The sequence below is a fragment of the Pseudoalteromonas lipolytica genome, assembly GCF_001306915.1.
Lineage (GTDB): Bacteria > Pseudomonadota > Gammaproteobacteria > Enterobacterales > Alteromonadaceae > Pseudoalteromonas > Pseudoalteromonas simplex.
This window is the reverse complement of sequence record NZ_LJTC01000060.1, coordinates 1-550: the sequence shown is the minus strand read 5'-3', so window position 1 is coordinate 550 and position 550 is coordinate 1. Positions and strand designations below refer to the sequence as shown.

Sequence of the window (550 nt, the reverse complement as noted above, 5' to 3'; positions counted from 1 at the left end):
TACTCACTTTCACATGGACAACCAACGCCATGCTTGTTTAGCCTGCTCCGTCCCCCCATCGCAATTATACCAAGTACGGGAATATTAACCCGTTTCCCATCGACTACGCCTTTCGGCCTCGCCTTAGGGGTCGACTTACCCTACCCTGATTAACATGGGATAGGAACCCTTGGTCTTCCGGCGTGCGGGTTTTTCACCCGCATTATCGTTACTCATGTCAGCATTCGCACTTCTGATACCTCCAGCAAACCTCCCGGTTCACCTTCAACGGCTTACAGAACGCTCCCCTACCACTCAAACAAAGTTTGAATCCGCAGCTTCGGTGCATAGTTTAGCCCCGTTACATCTTCCGCGCAGACCGACTCGACCAGTGAGCTATTACGCTTTCTTTAAAGGATGGCTGCTTCTAAGCCAACCTCCTGGCTGTCTGGGCCTTTCCACATCGTTTCCCACTTAACTATGACTTTGGGACCTTAGCTGGCGGTCTGGGTTGTTTCCCTCTTCACGACGGACGTTAGCACCCGCCGTGTGTCTCCCGGATAGTACTTTA

General features: G+C 52.0%; 1 rRNA gene. It reads right to left on the bottom strand.

From position 1 onward, the window contains the following. Positions 1-550: ribosomal RNA gene (locus AOG27_RS21045) — 23S ribosomal RNA — on the bottom strand; the annotation flags it as partial.